Origin of the sequence: Cupriavidus sp. SIMBA_020, assembly GCF_046535395.1 — a bacterium.
GTDB classification, from domain to species: Bacteria; Pseudomonadota; Gammaproteobacteria; order Burkholderiales; family Burkholderiaceae; genus Cupriavidus; species Cupriavidus campinensis.
The window spans coordinates 228,288-246,493 of the sequence record NZ_JAWRWU010000006.1; the positions used below are offsets into that span (position 1 = coordinate 228,288).

General features: G+C 64.7%; 16 protein-coding genes and 1 pseudogene. 7 read left to right on the forward strand and 10 right to left on the reverse strand.

Annotation, left to right across the window (positions count from 1 at the left end):
* Positions 1-85 precede the first annotated feature (85 nt).
* A pseudogene (locus tag SB751_RS14425) lies at positions 86-425 on the forward strand (gamma-glutamyltransferase); the annotation flags it as partial.
* A gap of 535 nt (positions 426-960) precedes the next feature.
* Here the strand turns inward: SB751_RS14425 and SB751_RS14430 are convergent.
* Positions 961-1,293, reverse strand: a complete 333-nt coding sequence (locus tag SB751_RS14430; RefSeq protein ID WP_410748174.1) for a YqjD family protein — start codon at positions 1,291-1,293, stop codon at positions 961-963.
* Between the two features lie 159 nt (positions 1,294-1,452).
* The gene (locus tag SB751_RS14435) at positions 1,453-4,110 is read right to left on the reverse strand and encodes a cation-translocating P-type ATPase (protein ID WP_410748175.1); all 2,658 of its coding nucleotides are present in this window, start codon (positions 4,108-4,110) and stop codon (positions 1,453-1,455) included.
* A 379-nt stretch (positions 4,111-4,489) separates the two neighbouring features.
* Between SB751_RS14435 and SB751_RS14440 the strand changes: the two genes are divergently transcribed.
* Genes SB751_RS14440 through SB751_RS14455 form a run of 4 tightly spaced genes read left to right on the forward strand, consistent with a single transcriptional unit; the run spans position 4,490 to position 6,402 of the window.
* Entirely contained in the window at positions 4,490-5,155 is a 666-nt protein-coding gene (locus SB751_RS14440; protein WP_410748176.1) for a SagB/ThcOx family dehydrogenase, read from the forward strand.
* Positions 5,156-5,200: 45 nt separating this feature from the next.
* Positions 5,201-5,443, forward strand: a complete 243-nt coding sequence (locus SB751_RS14445; protein WP_144202189.1) for a hypothetical protein — start codon at positions 5,201-5,203, stop codon at positions 5,441-5,443.
* Between the two features lie 54 nt (positions 5,444-5,497).
* On the forward strand, positions 5,498-6,145 hold the full coding sequence (locus SB751_RS14450; RefSeq protein ID WP_144202191.1) for a BON domain-containing protein: 648 nt from the start codon (positions 5,498-5,500) through the stop codon (positions 6,143-6,145).
* A gap of 2 nt (positions 6,146-6,147) precedes the next feature.
* A complete protein-coding gene (locus tag SB751_RS14455; protein ID WP_144202193.1) occupies positions 6,148-6,402 on the forward strand; it encodes a hypothetical protein in 255 nt (84 codons plus the stop codon).
* Between the two features lie 241 nt (positions 6,403-6,643).
* On the opposite strand, the gene SB751_RS14460 is transcribed toward SB751_RS14455, so the two are convergent.
* A complete protein-coding gene (locus SB751_RS14460; protein ID WP_144202195.1) occupies positions 6,644-6,922 on the reverse strand; it encodes a DUF1488 domain-containing protein in 279 nt (92 codons plus the stop codon).
* Positions 6,923-7,127: 205 nt separating this feature from the next.
* Here SB751_RS14460 and SB751_RS14465 point away from each other — a divergent pair, with 205 nt between their 5' ends.
* On the forward strand, positions 7,128-7,574 hold the full coding sequence (locus tag SB751_RS14465; protein ID WP_144202196.1) for a universal stress protein: 447 nt from the start codon (positions 7,128-7,130) through the stop codon (positions 7,572-7,574).
* Between the two features lie 119 nt (positions 7,575-7,693).
* Here SB751_RS14465 and SB751_RS14470 read toward each other — a convergent pair whose 3' ends face one another.
* The 4 genes from SB751_RS14470 to SB751_RS14485 all read right to left on the reverse strand — a co-directional run bounded on the left by SB751_RS14470 (position 7,694) and on the right by SB751_RS14485 (position 11,495).
* Complete coding sequence (locus tag SB751_RS14470; protein WP_144202198.1) at positions 7,694-7,948, reverse strand: hypothetical protein; 255 nt, start codon at positions 7,946-7,948, stop codon at positions 7,694-7,696.
* A 266-nt stretch (positions 7,949-8,214) separates the two neighbouring features.
* Positions 8,215-9,819: a DHA2 family efflux MFS transporter permease subunit gene (locus SB751_RS14475; protein ID WP_410748177.1), complete on the reverse strand. Its 1,605-nt coding sequence runs from the start codon at positions 9,817-9,819 to the stop codon at positions 8,215-8,217.
* Positions 9,819-10,925 carry an HlyD family secretion protein gene (locus SB751_RS14480; RefSeq protein ID WP_144202202.1) on the reverse strand — a complete coding sequence of 369 codons (1,107 nt, stop codon included), beginning with the start codon at positions 10,923-10,925 and terminating at the stop codon, positions 9,819-9,821. The genes SB751_RS14475 and SB751_RS14480 overlap by 1 nt, the downstream gene beginning before the upstream one ends.
* Positions 10,926-11,006: 81 nt before the next feature.
* Complete coding sequence (locus SB751_RS14485) at positions 11,007-11,495, reverse strand: winged helix-turn-helix transcriptional regulator (protein WP_144202204.1); 489 nt, start codon at positions 11,493-11,495, stop codon at positions 11,007-11,009.
* 117 nt (positions 11,496-11,612) lie between these two features.
* Between SB751_RS14485 and SB751_RS14490 the strand changes: the two genes are divergently transcribed.
* Complete coding sequence (locus tag SB751_RS14490) at positions 11,613-13,085, forward strand: efflux transporter outer membrane subunit (protein ID WP_410748178.1); 1,473 nt, start codon at positions 11,613-11,615, stop codon at positions 13,083-13,085.
* Between the two features lie 22 nt (positions 13,086-13,107).
* Here the strand turns inward: SB751_RS14490 and SB751_RS14495 are convergent, their stop codons facing one another.
* The 3 genes from SB751_RS14495 to SB751_RS14505 form a co-directional block, all read right to left on the reverse strand.
* Entirely contained in the window at positions 13,108-14,841 is a 1,734-nt protein-coding gene (locus SB751_RS14495) for a SulP family inorganic anion transporter (RefSeq protein ID WP_211942574.1), read from the reverse strand.
* 157 nt (positions 14,842-14,998) lie between these two features.
* A complete protein-coding gene (locus SB751_RS14500; protein ID WP_250025942.1) occupies positions 14,999-17,137 on the reverse strand; it encodes a TonB-dependent receptor family protein in 2,139 nt (712 codons plus the stop codon).
* Between the two features lie 157 nt (positions 17,138-17,294).
* Positions 17,295-18,206: a bestrophin family protein gene (locus tag SB751_RS14505; protein WP_410748179.1), complete on the reverse strand. Its 912-nt coding sequence runs from the start codon at positions 18,204-18,206 to the stop codon at positions 17,295-17,297.

Consider the following 18,206-nt stretch of genomic DNA (forward strand, 5'->3'; position numbering starts at 1 on the left):
CCAGGTAAATGACTGGCATGGAGAATGGATTCGAGAACCATGACCGATCCCGTCTCCAACGCCGGCACGATTCCGGCGCCGCCCCGCTCCAGCAGCAGCCGCGACACCTCGCCTCGTTCGAGATGGCGATGGCAACTGCGTGTCGCTGACACATTCGCTCGCCATGCCGGCCGGGGCGATTACACCCTGACTGGGGTTTATGTACGACGGCTGCATGGGTGTGTTCGATCCCCGGCCCGGTCGGGCCGGGAGCATTGCGCCGGGCAAGCGCTGCTTCACGTCGTTTTGCCCGACGATTGTGTTCCGGGACGGCAAGCCCGAGATTGTGCTTGGCGCGCCCGGAGGCGGTGTCGGCACCCCGGTTCTCGTCGACCAGCAACGCCATCGACATCTGCAACCGGGTACCCCTGGCAGTGGCTCGTGCCGGTCTCCGAGTGCCGAAGACCGGCCGTCCTTGCCGCGTTTGCCGCTTCCGCCAGTATGCAATGTCCGAACTCGAGCAGTTCCATCTGAAGTAATGAGCGTGCGCGTGAAGACCACTGCACTGCGACGAGCCTATGGCATTGATCGTCGTCAATGCCTGCGGTGATTCAAGGCCGGATCGGGCGGTATGTGGCTATCGTATTAGGAAAATTACTACGACCCACGCTTCTTTCGTCGTTCGGAGACAGCCCATGTTGAGCGCCCATGAAATTGCTGCGCTAATGGTTCTCGATTCTCGGGGATCAGGCGCTGGCATTGACGTCACGGATCTCGCCGAGTTGGCGCAACGCCGACTGATCGATCTTCAGCAGCCTCAGCCATCAGGCCGCCCCATCCGCCTCACACGCGAGGGATACCGGCTTCTCGGCGCCATGACGAGGCCGGGCGGAGAGCGTACGAGCCTCGCGTCGGCTTCAGGAAATTAGCACTGGGCGCCGCCTAGGCCCGCAACCGCGAATTGTGCTGGCGCCGACGTGCCTAGCGTTGGCGAAGCGAATGCGCCGCAAGCGCCCCCGCGGCCGCTGCAAACGCAGCAACGATGCTCATGCTTCGCCACGGGTGCTCATGGGCATAGCGGTCAGTCGCGTCAACCCACTGGCCGACCTGCACCTCCTGTTCGCGCCGCAGGGAGGAAAGCCGGGCCTGCAAGGCATGCAGGCGTCCCGCAATTTCATCCCGCGTGCGCTCGGATCTGTTGTCCACTTCGGCGACGATATCACGCAGGAGCGCTTGGATATCGGCGATCAGCATGCTCGAATCCCGACGCAGTGCCTTTCTGTGCTCGATGAAATCAGACTTGATCTCGTTCATGTTCCTTGTCCTTTCCGGGAGTCGCTTTGGCCCGCTGGGGGCGGACGCTGAGTCGACTATAGGCGGCCCGGATCTCCGATACTTGATCGAGGACAAGGCAAAAGGTGCGCTGCAGAAGGGGGCCTGCTCGCTCGCCACGGTCGGGCGTGTCCATCAGCGCTACATCACCGGCGCATCGCCATGCCTCGCCCGTTGCCTGCCACTCCGGGTGCACCCTTTGTCCAGTTCCATCACCATAGTCAGCGTCATGGCGACGAGCGCCAGACTGATCCATGCGTTGAGCGACACCGGGATAAGATGCACCGCCTCACTCAGCCCCGGGATGTACATCGCCGCCATATGCAGCGCCTGAGCGGCAAGCACGCTCACCACCAACATCGGATTCGAAAAGAAGCCCAGTCGCAGCACAGACTGGCGCTCCGACCGACTGTTGAAAGTCTGTACGTTCTCGAAGAGCACAAACAGCAGAAGGAGAAGGTTGCGGGCCTCCTCCTCCGGATAGCCGTGCTTGAGCATCCAGTAAAAGGTCACGAAGCCGCCTGCGCCCATCACAAGTGTCGAATAGCCGATGCGACGGATCATCACGCGGTCGAAAATGGGTTCCTGAGGCTTTCGGGGGGGATACGACAGCTCATCGCCTTCGGCATGCTCCGCGGCCAGCGCTACGTCCTGAATGCCATTGGTCACCAGGTTGAGCCAGAGGAGTTGCACCGGCAGCAAAGGCATTGGCAGCCCGAGAGGGATCGCCAACATGAACAGCGTGACCTCCGCAGCGCCCGTGGATACCAGCATGAAGATCACCTTGCGGATGTTCGCGTAGGCTACCCTGCCCTCGCGGATGCCACTAACAATCGACGCAAAGTTGTCGTCTGCGATGACGATATCCGCGCTTTCCTTGGCCACTTCGGTACCCTTGCGCCCCATCGCTACGCCGACATGGGCATGCTTGAGCGCAGGCGCGTCGTTCACCCCATCGCCAGTTACCGCGATGAAATGCCCCGCCCTTGCCAGCGACATCACAATCGCCAGCTTCTGCTCAGGACTCACTCGCGCATAGATCCGCGCATGCCGCGTCAAGTCGTCGAGCGCTTTCTCGCCGAGTTGCTCGGCCTGGCGAACCTGGCCCCCCGTCACCACCTGTTCAGCACTGAAGCGTATCCCTGCCTCGGTGGCTATCGCACTGGCGGTGACCGGGTCGTCACCTGTCACCATCGCGATCTCGATGCCGGCGTTGTAGCATTCTCGAATCGCATCCGGCACCTCGGGTCGAACCGGGTCCTGCATGCCTGCCAGCCCCAGGAAGGTCAGATTGACCAGATGCCCGTGGCCGTAGACCTCGTCCGGCTCGGCGCCGATGGTTCCCTCGGCGAATGCCAACACACGCAGTCCTTGCGCGGCGAGTGCCTCCTTCTGTTGCAGCAGCACTTCCCGCTGAATCGGCGAGACGCTCCCCCGCACATCCACCTGGTCGCACATTGCGATCAACGTCTCTGGTGCGCCTTTGACGAAAACGCGGATCCGGTCTTCGTGCCGGTGGAACGATGCCGCATATCTCAGGTCGGGCTCATAGGGAATGCGTGCGACAAGCGGATACCGCTGCCTGACCTCGTGAACAACGGTGCCGCCCTTGTGCGCCGCAGCCAGAAGCGCGATGTCCACGGTGTCCCCGGTACCGGACCAGCCCTTCGCCTCCCTGGCGAGCTGCGCCTCGTTGGGCAGTGCCGCCGCCCTCAGCAAGGCTGACACGCGCGTCCTGGCCTCCTCATCGGTGGTGTCCGCGGTGTGGATGGCGCAGCGGTCCACATCCGGGCCAACATCGCAAGATAGCGCAGTCCCATCAGGTAGCCGGATGTCTGTCACGACAAGCTCGTTCATCGTCAACGTGCCAGTCTTGTCCGTGGCAATCATCGTGCACGAGCCCAGCGATTCCACAGCGGGCATCTTGCGCACGATGACGTTGGCCTTTGCCATCCGCCGCATGCCGATGGCCAACGCCACCGAGATCGCCACGGGCAGCCCTTCAGGAATCGCGCTTACCGCCAGCCCCACTGACATCATGAAGAGTTCGGACAACGGCATGCCGCGCAGCAAGCCCACCGCTACCAGCAGGGCCACGGCAACGCCTACCGCCAGGGCGATCAACCGCGAGAAGCGTTCAAGTCGGATGAGGAGCGGGGGACGTGATACCGATTTTCGGTTCAGTTCACGGGCTATTCGTCCGAACTCGCTTGCTGCACCTGTTGCCACCACGACGCCCCGGCCCCGCCCCCGGTTCACCACGGTGCCCGCGTAGGCACGGCACAAGCGATTGTGAGCCTCGTCATCGGCACATTCGTGCATTGCGCGCTTTCGTACAGGCAGGGATTCGCCGGTTAGCAGCGATTCATCGCACTGCAGATCTGACGCTTCCACGAGTTCAAGATCTGCCGGCACCCTGCCACCTGCCTCCAGCAGCACAATGTCACCCGGCACCACACTGCGCGCCTCGATACGCTGCTGCGCGCCATCGCGGATGACAGTGGCATCCGGCTGCTCCATCTTGGAAAGTGCGGCGGCAGCCTTGTCCGCAGAATGCTCCTGCGCGGTGCCGACGACCCCGTTGATCAGCAGCACGACAGCGATGAACAAGGCGTCCCTCGGCTCGCCAAGGGCAAGCGATACCGCTGCTGCGGCGAGCAGAATGTAAATGAGCGGGCTCAGAAACTGTCGCAGGAATACTGCGACGATCGACGGCGGCTTTGGCCGCGGTAGCGCGTTGGGGCCTATCTCGACCAGGCGCTGGGCCGCCTGCGCGGTGGTCAACCCGAGTTGGGCCATTGTGGGACGCGCCCCGCTTTGGCGACTGCCATCTCCTTGGGCGGGACGGTCGGCCTCTGCGGCACTGGACCGGTCCACAGGAGAGTCTTCGCCGTTTGTCCGGTGCATGTCGGTCGCGTCAAAGTGATGTTGGGGACAGCGGAAAAATTTCGAAGAAGGCGTCTTTGACGGCCTGACTCGCCCACTGATCGTCATCTAGCATATTTGAGCGCATCCGGACTCAATTGACGTGGATCAAGTGACGGTTGGCCGCCGTCCGGCACGCCCCGTGAAGCTGGCTTGATGCAACGCAAACCACGGCTAGACGCAACACCTACATTCGTCCTACCGAGGCCTCCCCAAAGTGGAGCGGCATTCTTGGCAACATTGTGAGCATCCTATGGACGAACTCAAATTTATCCCCTACCAGCCCATTAGGGGCCTGCTGCCACGCACCGCCTCCGGCACGACCGGGCGGGTAATCGCCCTGCCACAGCCGGACCGCACAAATGGTCTGCCGCTGATGGGGGCGTTGTGGCAGCGCATGAGTACCCGTGAGTTCGACGAGCAGCCGCTGCCGTTGCAGCAACTGAGCGAATTGCTGTGGGCCGCAGCAGGGATCAATCGCTCGCAAGGCGGCGGGCGTACCGCCCCCTCGCCGCACGGCGAGGCCGTCATCGACGTCTACGCAGCGCTGCCCGCCGGCCTCTACCGCTACGACCCAGTACACCATTGCCTGGCGCTGAAACGCGCGGCGGACGTGCGCAGCATGACCGGCTATCAGGATTTCGTCGGCATGGCGCCGCTGGACCTGGTCTACGTGGCCAACCACGGCCGGATGCAGGATGTCCCACCCACGCTGCGCGACACCTTTGCCGCCGCCGCGGCTGGCGCCATGGTCCAGAACGTCTATCTCTACTGCGCCTCGGCCGGGCTGGGCGCCGTAGTGCGGGGCTGGATCAACCGGCGTCAGCTGGCAGAGCATATGTCGCTTAACGAGGACGAGGAGCCGATCCTGTCGCAGACCATCGGACGTCCGGCACTGCCCCACCGATCGCCAACCTAGACGCCCTGGCCGAAGCGCCACTGAGAGAAATCAGGAGACACAACCATGATCAGGAACTTCGGCAGTGCGGATGAGATCCGCAACGAAATCCTGCGCCGCCTGCAGGAGAACGCCGACCTTGGCGATGACTGCCGCGACTGCGACATCCCGTTGCCGCAGCGTGTCGACGCTGCTGCCAACGGCGGCTGCAATTGGACTATTGAAGCCTTCCCGGCAGTCAGGCCGTCGTGCCTGCCCACGATCAAGGCCGTTACGACAGAGATGATGCGCGAGTACGAACTCCGCTAGCCAGTCTCCACAGCGTCTTCGGACGATTGCCAGGTGCGACAACAGGGGTAAAGCATGAAATCAGATCATCAGATCCAGAAAGACGTCACCGAGGAACTAGACTGGGACCCGGCCATAGACGCGGCGTCCATTGGCGTGGAGGTCCACAAGGGAATTGTCACACTGAGCGGACACCTATCCAGCTACTCGGAGAAGCTCGCCGCCGAGCGCGCCGTGGAACGAATCTCTGGCGTACGTGCCGTCATCATCAAGCTCGACGTACATCCGCCCGGCGCACTCCTTGACGAAGCCGTTGCCGAGGCAGCCCGCGAGGCCCTGCAATGGCACGTGCATCTGCCCGCAGATGCCATCAAGGTGCGCGTCGAGCGCGGGTGGGTGACGCTATCGGGCGATGTCGATTGGGGCTACCAGAAGCACCTGGCGGAACGCACGGTAAGCCAGTTGCGCGGTGTGATCGGCGTGGTCAACAGCATCCGGATGCACGAGAAGGCAGCGTCCCCCGACGTGGAGAAACGCATCGAAGAGGCGTTGCGCCGTCATGCCGTGCGCGAGGCCCATCATATAACTGTGAAGGTCGAGGGCGGCACGGCCACGCTGAGCGGGCACGTGGACTCCCTGGCCGATCGCCGCGCCGCTGTCGGCGCCGTATGGTCGGCCCCGGGCATCTCGGCGGTCATCGACCAACTCGAGACGCGGCCGTAACCATGCATGAAGCAAAACGGTCGTACAAGGGGTTCCAGATCATACTCTTTGTCCCCGACGCCATTGCTGCGGGCCACCCCGGCGGCAGTATCCATATTGGCGCCCCGGAAGGCGGCATCGGCATTCGGTTTACGCCTGACTGGCCCGCCCCACCCGAGAGCGTGGAACAAGCCGAGTCATGGCTGTTCGCCTATGCTGCGGGGATCGTCGACTGCGAACTTGCGGGTGGCTTCGGCATCGACCTGCGCCACGATTGAGTTATGCCGGGCCAGGAAGACGCCGCCTGCGTTTGCTCGAGGCCCGTGGGAGCGAGCGCAACCGCGCGCGGCCTCGGGGGATGCAGCGGGTTGCGCGCCGAGGAACATCCGGCACAGAACGGCACCAGCGCGCAAGCGGCGAGCGCCCACCATCGCCCCCGCCTTGCCTGTTTTGCCTGTTTTGCCTGTTGGCACGAGCGCAAGTACTTCTCCATGGCGTACCTCCAGGCCCTGTCCGGCTTTACAACGCGAAGCGGAAATGGCCACTGTGCAGCACGATATGCCGCGCTTCCGTCATCTCGAACAAGGCGCCCGCAACGCGCTCAATGTCTTGGCGGTTGCTCATGAATGCCGGCAGCAGATCCTCGCTGAGGTATGAGCGGGCGCCAAAATGATCCTCGAGCGCCTCGGCGGTAATCTCATATGTCGCAGGCACACCGTCCACTGTTGCTGAGCATTGCAGACTGGGACCGGTCGGGTAGTAATCCGGCATTTCGCCGGCAAATTCGATCTTGTGCATAGGTATCCGCCATCCGACGGCCGTGTCGGTCTTTCCAAGGTAGGGGCCACCAGGACTTGCAGGTTGACCCCAGTCAATGAAGTGCCATTAGCTTCCCCATGACATGCATCAACTGGCAGCCGCATCCCGCACCTATGCTGAAGCGGCGTCTATCTACCCGCACACCGGTACCGCTTAACCGGCGTCCTTCCAAGGGGACCATGTCATGTATCAGACCATCCTCGTCGCCATCGATGGCAGCGACTGCGGCAATCTCGCCCTGGACGAGGCCATGCGCCTCGCGGCAATGTGCAATGCGACCCTGCATATTGTTCACGTGATCGACAACAGCTATCTCAAGTACGACATGGGCTACGGCAATCTGGGAGACTTGCGCCCCGCCTTGCTTGAGGGCGGACGCAAGCTGCTGACCGAGGCCGAGGCGAGGGCTCATGCTGGTCATGTCACATGCCGCGCGGAACTGCTTGACGAACTGCTCGGGCTCGGCGACGTTGCCACGATGATCAACGCGGCGGCGCAACGCGCCCACGCCGACGTGGTCGTACTTGGCACGCACGGCAGGCGCGGGGTGCGGCGCCTGGTAATGGGCAGCGTGGCAGAGGGTCTGGTGCGGGAATCGAAGGTGCCGGTGCTACTGGTGCGCGCCCCTTAGGCAGCGAGCCATCGCGGAAGGCCCTCTACTTCGTGAACGTCGCGGCGTCGCAGGACGCGCCAGGCCAAGGCACTATTCCCAGGCACTACCCCCAGGCACGGCCCCATAAGCCATTCCCACTAACTTTGGCCACCTTTGGTGCGGGCTGCAGAAATCGCGGTGTCGCGTTCCTGCGCAGCGGCCTTCTTCGCCTCATTAAACACGCCCTTCGCCTCCTTGACTTTTCGATCATATTCCTTTCGTGCGGATTGAATTTCCAACCGCATCTGAACCAACTGATCATTCGTTGCGGAACTTCCGGGGCTGGCCTGCTGAGCCCACGCCATCGTCGAGATGGTAGCCGTCAGCAAAATGAGGGTAGCGATCTTCTTCATGTGCGTGCTTCCAGTTGATGAGAGAGGTATGAATCCCGATGCTACGGGCATTCCATCTGCGGCAGATCCGGAGAATGGGCCCGTGGGATAGGCGAGTGCTGCGGTTGCCAAGCCAATATAGAGGGGCAGCTGGACCGCAGCCTGATCTACATCAAGCATCCGCGAGCACGCACCCGCTCCCTGTTGGCGCGAACAGTGGCCTCGCCCTGCGGCTGATCGAGCATATCTGCTACCAATCGCCGCACCAACTCAACACGTCCGTTTCCTCAATGCGCATCCGCAGACGGTGCCTTCGGTGCGGCCACCTTGCGCATCAGCGGCACCATTGCCGTGGCAATGCCGAAGCACACCAGAATCAACAGGTAGATGTCGCCAAAGGTTTGCGTCTGGGCCTCGCGCCAGGCCAGTCCCCATAGTTGCCGCAGCGCGGCGGTCTGTGCATCGAGGGCGTCGTGGCCGGCTGCCATGAACCGCTCGCTGACGCTCTGCAGCAGGTTACCCATGGCTTCATTGCGGATGTTGAGATGCTCCGCCTCGCGCAGGAAGTGCATATTGCCGCGATCGTTGAGCACCGTGGCACACGCCGCGATGCCGATAGCGCCGCCCAGGTTGCGCATCAGATTGAACAGCCCCGATGCCAGCCTGAGCCGCTCCGGCGGCAGACTGCCGAGCGTCAGCGTAACCGTAGGCGCCACCGCAAACTGTTGCGCCATGCCGCGCAGCGCCTGGGGCAACAGCAGTTCTGCCGATCCCCAATCGTGCGTGATAGGTGCGAAGTACCACATCGAGATGCCGAACATCGCCAGGCCGAACATCATCAGCCAGCGCAGGTCCACCCGGTTGGCCAGGAAGGCATAGAGCGGGATCGACGCCATCTGGAACACACCCGTGGAGAATACCGCCAGCCCGATATCAAGCGCGCTGAAGCCGCGCACGCGCCCCAGGAACAGCGGCGTCAGGTAGATGGTGGCGAAGATGCCGATGCCGGTGACGAAGGAGAAAAAGCAGCCGAGCGCGAAGTTGCGCTCCTTGAGCGCGCGCAGGTCCACCACCGGATTGGCATGGGTCAGCGAGCGCCAGATGAAGGCGGCGCCCGCCAGGCCGGAGATCCAGGCGGTGGCCAGGATGACGTTGTCGCCGAACCAGTCCCAGCGCGGGCCCTCTTCCAGCGTGTATTCGAGGCAACCCAGGAACACCGCCATCAATCCCATGCCGAGGTAATCCGCCCCGCGCAGCAGCGACCAGTTGGGCCGGTCGACCTTGACCAGCAACGGTACCGCCACGGTCACGAAGATGCCGGGCACGAGGTTGATGAAGAACAGCCAGTGCCACGAGAAATGGTCGGTGATCCAGCCGCCAACCGTTGGCCCCAGCGTGGGCGCCAGCGAGGCCAGCGCGCCGACCGTGGCGGCCGCGATCACCCGCTGCGGCCCGCTGAAGAATGCGAAGGCCGTGGTGAACACCATCGGGATCATCGAGCCGCCCAGGAAACCCTGCAGCGCGCGAAACGCGATCATGCTCTGGATGTCCCACGCCATGCCGCACAGCAGGCTGGTCACCGTGAAGCCTGCCGCGGAGGCGGCAAACAGCCAGCGCGTCGACATCACACGCGAGAGCCAGCCTGACAGCGGAATGACGATAATCTCGGCGATCAGGTAGCTGGTTTGCACCCAGACCGTCTCATCGGCCCCGGCGGAGAGCGCGCCGCCGATATCGCGCAACGATGCAGAAACGATCTGGATGTCCAGCAAGGCGATGAACATGCCCACGCACATCGTGCCGAAAGCAAGCACCTTGGCGGCGGTGGACATCTGTCCCGGAGGCGTGTCCGCCACGGCGCGCGACGAGCTGGTCAGGCCGGCAGCCGTCATCACTGCACCTGCTTCGGCGGCAGCGTATTGACCTGCGCGACGACCGAGAGGCCCGGGCGCAGCACGCCAAGCCGGGCATCCTGCTCATCCAGCTGCACCCGCACCGGCACGCGCTGGACGATCTTGGTGAAGTTGCCGGTGGCATTCTCCGGCGGCAACACGCTGAACTGCGCGCCGGTGGCAGGCGCCAGGCTTGCCACGTGGCCATGGAAGACACGGCCGGGCAGCACATCGGCCTCGATTTCCACCGGCATGCCGGGGCGCATGTGCGCGAGCTGCCCTTCCTTGAAATTGGCATCCACCCACAGCCCGCCCGCCGGCACGATGGCCAGCAACTGGCTGCCGGCGCCCGCAAAGGCGCCCACCCGGGCGCGCCGGTTGCCCACGGTGCCGTCCACGGGCGCACGCAACGCCGTATAGCTCAGGTTCAGTTTGGCGATGTCCCGCTCGGCAATCGCCTGCGCCAGCGCCGCCTGGGCCTGCTGCTTCTGTGTGCCGATCACGTCCAGCTGACGCTGCGCGGCGAGCAGCGAGGCACGTGCGCGCTCGCCGTTGGCCTGCGCCTGCTTGTAGTCCGAATCCGCCTTTTGCGAGCTTTGGATGGAAACGGCGGCCTTGGCCACGAGGCTCGCGTAGCGCAACTGATCGTCGCGGGCCCGCACGGTGTCGGCATTGGTCGACGCTATCCCGGCCTTGGCCTGCCCGATCACGGCCTCCTGGAGGCGCGCGGTTGCATCGAGGTTGGCGAGCAACGCCTGCTGGGCCGCCACGGCGCCCTCGGCCTTGGCGAGTGCGGCGCGGTAATCGCGGTCGTCAATGCGTACCAGCAGGTCACCAGCCCGGACGGACTGGTTGTCCGTCACCGCCACTTCCGCGATATATCCGCCCACCTTGGCGCCAATCACGGTGATATCGCCACCGACGTAGGCATCGTCGGTGCTTTCCACGAACCGGGCGGATGTCCACCAGTGGTAGCCGTAGCCCACCCCGGCGAGTCCGGCCGCCACCAGCAGGCCAGTCGCCAGCAACCGCTTGGCGCTGACCTTGGATTTCGTCGCGGGAATGGAGTCGGCTCCGACCCGTTCAGTCAGCGTATCGCTGCTCATGGCACTTCCTCTCTGCATGCGGGGATTTCCCGCTGCCTGCGCAGCGGTGTGGGTAAAAGGGGGCAAATCAGGTGGGGCGACTCAGGCTTCGGCCGAGCGGTCCAGTCGCTGGCGCAGGCGCTCGGTGGCGGCCGGGCCGGGCACAACGTGGAAATCGGCCCCGGTAACGGGGCGCCCGCTGGCGGCGTCAACCAGCACGGGCTCCACACGCTCGCCGGTCTTGCGGTCCGCCAGTTGCACGCTTTCGCCTTCGGGCGCGAGATGCTTGTTGCCCCAGGCCAGCATCGCCAGCAGCACCTGGCGGAAATCCCGGCCGCGCTCGGTCAGGATGTATTCGAAGCGCGGCGGGCGTTCGCAGTACTGCCGCCGCTCCAGCATGCCCTCCTCGACCAGCGAGTTCAGGCGGCGGGTCAGCATATTCGGGGCGATATCCAGGTTCTGCTGGAACGCATCGAAGCGCGTGATTCCGTAGAACGCCTCACGCAGGATCAGCACGCTCCAGCTATCGGCGACCCGGGCGGCCGTGCGGGCGATGGGGCAAGGCGTCTCCCCAAGCGGCTTTTTCTGCATCTCCGGACTCCTTGAAATACACGTTGCTATCAATTTGAAAGTTAGTCTAGACTAGTCACTATCATCATGCAAGTTAGTTGATGCAATGTTCCTGGTTGCTGTCGAAAGGTGTCCGCAATGCCGCTTCATACGCCCCACCCTGCCCGCGCCGGTCTCCCGCGCCTTCTGTCCACGCTGATCGCCGCCGGTGTCGTCACCACCCTGGCCGCCTGCGCCGCCGGCCCGGACTACCACGCGCCCGCGGCGGATATGCCGGCGGTCTACCCGCATGCCGCAGCACTGGCCGCCCGAGAAGCCACCCAACCGGCACCGTCACTGGATAGTTGGTGGCTCGGCTTCAACGATCCCGCGCTGACACGGGTCATCCAGCGCGCGCTGGAGCAGAACCTGGATCTCGCGGCTGCCATCGCCCGTGTGGATCAGGCCCGCGCCGCCGCGCGCCGGGCCGGCGCCGAGTTGCTGCCGCAGGGGGCGTTCTCCGCCAGCGTGGGCAAACAGCGCCAGTCGCTGGAAGGACCGCAAGGCCGGCTCGGCAGAAACCTGCCGGGCTATGACCGCGACCAGACGCTGTACAGCACGGGCGTGGGGGCAAGCTGGGAAATCGACGTGGCCGGCGGCCTGCGTCGGGGCGCCGAGGCGGCGAGCGCGGAAGCCCAGGCCGCCGAAGCCGAGCACTTGGGCGTGCGCGTGCTGGTGGTGGCGGAAGCCGCCGATGCCTACTTCCGCGTGCGCGGCGCGCAGCAACGCATCGCCATTGCACAGGAGCAGGTGCGCACCAATGCCCGGCTGTTGGAACTGGTGCAACTGCGCCTGGCCGATGGCATCGGCGCCGAGCGCGAACGGGCTCAGGCAGAAGCGCAGCTCGCACAGACCCGCGTCACCCTCCCACCGCTGCAGATCGAACTGGAAACCCAGCTCAACCGCCTCGACGTGTTGATGGGCGCGCAGCCCGGCACCTACGGCGCAGAACTGGCGGTGCCCACCGAGCGCATGACCGTGCCGCAGATCTCCGTGGCGCAGGGGCCGGCCAACCTGCTGCAACGTCGCTCGGACGTGATGGCGGCTGAGCGCCGCCTGGCGGCATCGAGCGCCCAGATCGGCGTCGCCACGGCGGAGTACTACCCCAAGGTGTCGATCTCCGCCCTGCTTGGTTTCGAGAGCCTGACCGCCAGCAAGCTGTTTACCGCGTCCGCATTCCAGCCCGCCGCCATCGCGGGGCTGCGCTGGAGACTGTTCGATTTCGGCCGGGTGGACGCCGAAGTTGCGCAGGCCAAAGGCGCCAACGCCGAGGCCCTGGCGAACTATCGCAGGTCCATGCTGCGCGCCACCGAGGACGTGGAGAACGCGATCATCGCGCTGACCCAGCTGGAGGTGCAAAGCCGGGAACTGGCGGTGGAAGTGGCGGCCCACGCCCGCTCGCGCGGCGCCGCAGAGGAAGCCTACAAGGGCGGCGCGGTCAGCCTGTTCGAAGTCCTCGAAGAAGACCGATTGCTATTGGCAGCGCGTGACCAGCAGGCCAGCGTACGCGCCGACAACGCCCGCGCAGCCGTGGCAACGTTCCGTGCGCTGGGCGGGGGGTGGATGCAATGAGAACGGGGCGACACCAGCCGCGTCAGCCCACGCCTGCAGGGTCAGCCGGCGGATCGAGATAGTCATCCACCGCGCTGCCCACGGTGGGATGAAAGCGATCATGGCTGTAGATCTCGGTCAGCTCGAAGCGCTTGAGCTTGTCGCGGACGGGGTCCTTCATCTCGGCGAAATGCAGCGCAATGCCGTCCGCGCCCAGGGCCAGGCCCAATTCGCGCAGCATGTCCGCCGAGGTGACATCGACACTGGTGACCGGCTCGGCGGCCACCACCACGCGGCGCACCGGGGTGGGCGAGTCCGCCACTGCCTCGGTGAGCCGTTGCTGGAACAGCTCGGCATTGGCGAAGAACAGCGGCGCGTCCCAGCGGAACAGCACCAGTCCGTCGATCCTTGCGGCGTTCGGATAGCGCTTTATGTCGTGATAGCCGCGCAGCCCGGGCACCCGGCCCAGCACCGCGAAGTGCGGCCGCCAGCCGTCCCACAGGAACTCGATCACGGCGACCACCACGGCGAGACAGATGCCGGGAATCGCCCCAAACACGGCTACGCCCGCGAAGCACAGCATTGACAGCCAGAACTCCCATTGCTGGATGCGAAAAATGCGCTGCAAGTCCCTGAATTCGAACAGGCCGATGGCCGCGGCGATGACCACGGCGGCCAGGGCGCTGGTGGGCAGGTAGCGCAGCAGGTTGGGGGCGAACATCAGCAGCGCGGCTACGGCGATGGCGCCGACCACGCCGGTCAGTTGCGTGCGCGCCCCGGCCGCCTCCGCCACGGGGGTGCGTGACGCGCTGCTGCTGATCGGAAAGCCCTGGAAGAAGCCCGCCGCCAGATTGGCGGCGCCGAGCGCCACCATCTCCTGGTTCGGATCCACGCGCATGTGCGAGCGCGCCGCGAAGGTGCGCGACAGCACGCTGGTATCGGCAAACGCGATCAGCGCCACGGCGCCGCCGCCGAGCACGATCTTGACCAGATCGGCCTCGCTAAGCCAGGGCACCGCGAACGCCGGCAGCCCCTGCGGAATCTCGCCCAGGATCTTCACGCCGAGGGTATCTAGATGGAACACGCTGACCGCCAGCGTGGCCAGGATCACGGCGATCAGGATGCCGGGAACCCGGTCGAAACGCTTGAGCAGCAGTATGACGGCCAGGCTGGCTGCCCCCACTGCCAGGCTGTACGCGTGGGTCTGGCCATCGGCAATCGCCCGGGCCAGTTCCCACAACTCGCGCAGCGGACCGGCATCCTCGATCGGGATGGCGAACAGCTTCGGCAACTGGCTGACCAGTACGGTCAACGCAATCCCATTCATATAGCCGTAGCGGATGGGCTTCGACAGCAGTTCTGTGATGAACCCAAGGCGCAGCAGCCCCAGCACGATGCAGAACAACCCGGAAACGATGGCCATCAGGCTGGCGGTGGCGATGGCGCGCGCGGGATCGCCGGCGGAAGCGGTGATGACGACGGCGAGGATCGGCGCCGCCAACGCGGAATCCGGCCCCAGCACCAGGATCCGGCTCGGACCGAACAGCGCATAGGCCAGCAGGGGGACGATGGTCGCGTACAGGCCGTACACGCCGGGCACGCCCGATGCCTCGGCATAGGCGATGCCCACCGGCACCAGCATCGTGGTCAGCACCAGTCCGGCAGCAAGATCCCTGGGAAGCCACGCAGGCTGATAGGCCGCGAGGGTTACCAGTCCGGGCAACCAGCGCCGCCATAGGGAGGAAGGGGCGTCACGCGGGGCAGATGCGTTGGCCATGGAGGGGTGGGCAGGCACGCCGCATGCGGCGCGATGCTTCAGCATAGGCCGGAAGTCCGCAAAGGGAAATAGGTCCTAGGCCCATGCCCAGCGCGCGGCGTGCCCGCCGGGATGGGGCGCCGGGAAACTTCCCCGGCCGCCCCACCCCGTTGGCCGGTCAGAACCCGGCGCGTGCCTGAATGTAGACCATGCGCGGTGCGCCCACCAGACGGCCAGCATTGCTGTCCGTGGTACGCGTGTAGTAGCGCTTGTCGAACACGTTGTTCAGTCCGATGGTGATGTCGGTGCGCTTCATCTGCGGCACCTTGAACATCGCCTGGAGATTCCAGGTGCGGAAGCCCGGAATACGCCCCACGCTGCCATCCGCCGACTCGGCCACGGTGTTCGCCAGATCCGCGTACTGCGAGCTCTGGTGCGTGGTGGAGATGTTGAACGTCCAGCTACGCCAGTCGTAGCGCGCACCGATGGTGTCGGTATTGCGCGAGTAGAACGGCACGTCCAGGCCGGCCGTGGGGCCGGACTTCTGGATCGCGCGGGTGTAGGTGTAGTTGGCGTACAGGTTCAGGCCGCCGAGCAGGCTGGCGCGGTCGAAGGTGTAGTCGATCGCGGATTCCACGCCATCATGGTCGGTGGCGCCGATGTTCTGGAACGTGGCCGGGGACAGCCCAGGCACCTGCTGAATCTGGTTGTCGAACTTGATCTTGAACGCGGTCAGCTCGGCACGGATGCGGCTGTCGGTCCAGCGCGTGCCCAACTCGAAGGTGCGGGCCACTTCCGGCTGCAGCGGATTGGAAGGCGTCTGGGAGTTGAGCTGGATGTTCTGCACCGGGCCGAACGATGTGCTGTAGTCCGCAAACACGGTCCACGCATTGTTCACCAGGTACGAGACGTTCACCGACGGCAGCGCCTTGTTGTTGATGCTCTCGAACTGCGTGTTGGTGCCGCGTTGCTGGCGGTTGGTGTCGATGTGCTCGAAGCGCACGCCCGGCACAAAGCGCCAGTTGCCGTAGGCGATGCGGTCGTCGATGTAGACGGCATGGGCATCGGTGGCGTTGTCAAACGAGGTGGTCGGGCCCGACACGCCCGTCACCAGGCTCTGGTTGTACGCGTTGTCGTCGCCGCGCTCGCGGATATAGCGGTAGCCGACGGTGATGTCATGCTGGGTCGGCCCCAGGGACACGCGCTGCGTGTAGCGCGGCTCGATCCCGAAGGTGGTGTAGTTGCGCGGCTGGTGCGCAATCTGGGTGGCGCTCTGCTGCAGCGTGCTCTGGCGATAACTGTCGTTGAAGAACGTACGGATCTCGAACTCCTGGTTGGCGGAGATCGTGTTCACGTAGCCCAGGTCGAAGCCGGTGCGATTGCCGCTCCAGTAGTCGTTCGGCCGGGTGTTCTGGAACGGGTCGGCATTGTATTGCGCCACGGACAGGCCGCCCGGCGTACGCGAGCGCACGTCGTAGTACGAGAACTTGCCGTAAACCTGCTGCGACGGGGTGATGTCGTAGGCGAACTTCAGCGCCACGTCGTTGACGTTGTCGTCGCTGCCCTTGCGCCATTCGCGGCCAGTCATGCCCGAGTACAGGAAGGCCAGGCCCAGGCCGCTCTCGAGTGTGGTGCCCACGAAGGCGTCGTACTGGGTATTGCTGCCACCGCCCTCGGTGTAGATGTTCTGGCGGATCGAGGCGTCGCCGCTAATACCCGGCCCGGTGGGAATCGGCTTGGTGGTGAAGTTGATGATGCCGCCCACGTTCTGCGGGCCGTAGCGCACCGCGCCGCCGCTGCGCACCACGTCGATGGTTTCGATATTGCCGAGGCTCACCGGCGCGAAGGACAGCTGCGGTTGCCCATAGGGCGCCACCGCCATCGGAATGCCGTCGAGCAGCACGGTGGAACGCGGGGAGTACCGGCCGGTCAGGCCGCGCACACCAATATTGAGCGAAATCGCGCTGCCGGCGGTGCCCGAGTTATCGGTCGATTGCACACCGGGGATGCGACGCATGACATCGCCGATGCTGGACGCGCCGCTCTGCTCGATCTGCTTTTCGTTGACCACGGTGCGGGCGCCCGGGAAGGTCTTGACGCTGTTCTGCAGCCCGGTGCCGAGCCAGTTGCCGCTGACCTGAACCGTCTCCAGCATCCGCTCGTCGTTGCCGCTTTGTCCGGCTTGCCCGGTCTGGCCCTCGGCCTGCTGCGCGCGAGCCATGCCCGGCGTCAGACTCAGGATGGACACCGCAAGCGCCGTGGCGCACAGCGCGATCTGGGGTGCGGCAGGCAGCTTGCCGCAACGGCTCGACTTCATGGCTTTGATCCCTTGTATCAACAACTTTACAAAGCCAATGAATGTAAATGATAACGGTTATCGGTACGAGCTTTCTGTCTGGGACCGGTATGAAATTCGGGGACTTCCCAGGCAAAGTGTTGCCGCCGCACGACAATGCCTTTGGCGCGGCAAGGCTTCAGGTCTGGATGAAATCCCCGTGGGCAGGCGCAGCACTTTTGGGGGCTTCGCCGATCATCTCCAGCACCGTGGACTCGATCATGTACGACATGGCGGTCAGCGCCAGGTCGTTGGGTTCCTCGCCGAACGGCTCCTCGATCTCGGCGCTGAGGGCCTCCAGCGCAAAGAACGTGTAGGCGATGAAGCACACGATCACCGGCGTCATCAGCCCTATCGAATCCAGGAGGCCGAACGGCAGCAGCATGCAGTACAGATAGATGCACCGATGGATGATGACCGAATAGGTGAAGGGGATCGGCGTGCCGGCCAGCCGCTCGCAGCCGCCCAGTGCCGTGCTGAGTTGATTGAGCGACATTTCCATCGACTGGGCCAGCGGCGGCGCCAGTTGGCCGGCGCGGAGCCGCTCGCCCACCCATTCGCCCGCCATCAGCAGCGCAATGGCGGGTTTGAACCTGGCGGCCTTGAGGCGGGCCGCATCGGCCTGGTCGAGGAACGGCGCCACGTCGGGCCATGCGTCGCTGCCCCGCAACTGATGGCGTAGCGCGTGCACGAATGCGCAGAGCCGGTAGGCCAACTGGCGGGCGTCGCGCGGGTCGGCCCCCAGCGTCAGCGCCTGCCGCGTCAGCGAGCGCGCTTCATTGAGCACGCTGCCCCAGAGCGTGCGCCCCTCCCAGAATCGCGCGTAGCTGGTGCTGTTGCGAAAACCGAGGAAGATCGCCAGCGTCAGGCCGATCAGCGAGAACGGCACGAAGTTCAGCGATACCTTCCAGTCGCCAATCCTGCCGTGGAAGGTGGTGATCAGGGCGGCAAACAGCGTGATGGTGATGAGCTGCGGGGCGATCTTGGGTAGCACCGAGCCTCGCAGGACAAACAGCATCCGGAACCAGTGCAGCGGCGGGCGGGTAATCAT